Raw genomic sequence first — 1,986 nt, 5'->3', positions numbered from 1 at the left:
GGTGCCCCTATGGGTTTCGTCAAGGGAATCGGGCTGCGTTTCGGTGAGTGGCAAGGCAGCATGGCGTGATGCCTGACCTGCTGTGGGATGACGTCAAAAGCTTCTTTGCTCCCGAGTTGATGGGGTCGCTGCCGGACGTCCGCGTCCCGGATACCTCGGTGGAGGACTGGCAATCGGTGCTTGATCTCGTTCGGTCGCAGGGGTGGTCGTGCGAGTACTCCGAGGACGGTGCTGTGGTCCGGCTGCCGAGGGCTGCGGAGATGTTGACCCGCGGTGAGGGTGCCGACGCGTTGCTGAGGGTCTGGCCGGTTCCTGGATTCCTGGTGATCTTTCGGGCGTATGAGGCTGGCTCGATCGACTTCGACGTTGATCTGCGGGAGTTGCAGGGTCAGCACGGCGTGGATGTGCTGTGCCGTCTGCTGCGGGCAATCGGGCGTCGGCTCGGGAAGCCGGTGTTGCTGAGCCCGGAGTCTGATCCGCTCCACCCGGTTCTCGGCTTCGATGTCGAGGCCGACCGTGTGGTGCTGCTGGGTGACCCGCAGGTCATATGACCGCCGCTGGCTGCGGCTCGTAGAAGGTGCCGTCGCGGAGCATCGCGAAGAGCACGTCGGCCCGACGTCTGGCGAGGCAGAGGAGAGCTTGGGTGTGATGCTTGCCCTGCTTGATCTTCTTGTCGTAGTAGGCCCGGGAGGCGGGATCGGCCAGGGCGGCGAACGCGGAGAGGAAGAACGCTCTCTTGAGCTGCTTGTTTCCGCGGCGGGAGGGTTGTTCTCCGCGGATAGAGGAGCCCGAGCTGCGGGTGGCCGGGGCGAGGCCGGCGTAGGAGGCAAGGTGGGCGGCACTCGGAAAACTGCTGCCGTCGCCGACGTCGATGAGGATCCTGGCTCCGGTCCTGACGCCGATCCCCGGCATGGACGTCAGGACTTTGGAAAGAGGGTGGGACTCCAGCAGCTCCTCGATCCTGGTGGCCAGGAGTTTGCGCTGGTCGAGGACGGCGGTGAGGGAAGTGGCGAGACTGGGCACGATGAGTGCGGCCGCGTCGGTGCCGGGAACGACCACGGTCTGCTCGTCCAGAGCGGTGAAGATGTCTTCGACCAGGCGCTCGGCCATCCGCGGGGCCTTCGGACGTATGAGGGTGACCAGCCGTCGGGGTCCGGCCTTGCGGATCTGGGCCGGGGATCCGAACCGTTCCAGCAGCATCAAAACGGCCGGGTGCTGGATGCGCGGGCCGACAACTCGCTCCAGGTGCGGGTGAATCTGGGTCAGCAGCCCGCGGAGCCGGTTCGCGACCCGGGTGGCTTCACCCGCGAGGTCGTCGTCGAAGCCCACGATCATCTCCAGCTCGGCGACGGTCTCGTCTTCGAGCTCGATGGCGCGAAGGGTGTGCGGCATCGCCCGGGCCGCGTCCGCGATGATGAACGCGTCCCTCGCATCGGTCTTGGCCTCGCCGGGATAGAGATCGGCGATCCGCCGCATCGTCAGCCCGGGCAGATAGGCGACCTTGCAGCCCGCGTCGCGGGCCACGGCCAGGGGCAGGGCGCCGATGGAAGCGGGCTGGTCGACGACGACGAGTACGGTGCCGTGCTTCGCGATCAGCTTGGCGAACACCTCGCGGAGCTTGGGTTCGCTGTTGGGCAGCCGCTTGTCGAGGGCCTTCTTCCCGGCCGGGGTCAGCGCGGTGGCGTGGTGTTCGCCCTTGCCGACGTCCAGGCCGAGGAAGACGCCGATGTCACTGGTGTCGATCACGTGCACTCTCCGGTCGTACGTCCCCGGCCCTACCTACGGCACCAGCTGCCGGCATCCACATTACGAAGAGCCTCCCAACCTCCCGAAAGAGTCGGTGGTCATGCCCCTAATCAGCGGTCTGCCAGTGCCTCCGGGAGCGGTGACACCACCCCCCAGATCATGCGGACTACAGGGGGGAACAGTCATGCCGTCCCAGAGGCCGGGCACCCCATTGCGGGGCTGATCAACAAGGTAATGGGG

Annotated in this window: 2 protein-coding genes; one reads left to right on the top strand and one right to left on the bottom strand. The window is 66.5% G+C overall.

Going from position 1 to position 1,986, the window contains the following annotated elements:
* Positions 1-68: 68 nt before the first annotated feature.
* Positions 69-551 carry a hypothetical protein gene (locus ACIP98_RS42360; protein WP_401982217.1) on the top strand — a complete coding sequence of 161 codons (483 nt, stop codon included), beginning with the start codon at positions 69-71 and terminating at the stop codon, positions 549-551.
* Here ACIP98_RS42360 and ACIP98_RS42355 read toward each other — a convergent pair.
* Positions 544-1,746 (bottom strand): IS110 family transposase, encoded by a 1,203-nt coding sequence (locus ACIP98_RS42355; protein ID WP_401982215.1) that lies wholly within the window; start codon positions 1,744-1,746, stop codon positions 544-546. The two genes, ACIP98_RS42360 and ACIP98_RS42355, sit on opposite strands and share 8 nt — an antisense overlap.
* Positions 1,747-1,986: the final 240 nt, after the last annotated feature.

Origin of the sequence: Streptomyces sp. NPDC088354, from assembly GCF_044753585.1 — a bacterium.
In the GTDB taxonomy this organism is placed as follows: domain Bacteria; phylum Actinomycetota; class Actinomycetes; order Streptomycetales; family Streptomycetaceae; genus Actinacidiphila.
Note: the sequence above shows the minus strand (reverse complement) of the source record. Positions and strands in the feature narration are given on the sequence as shown.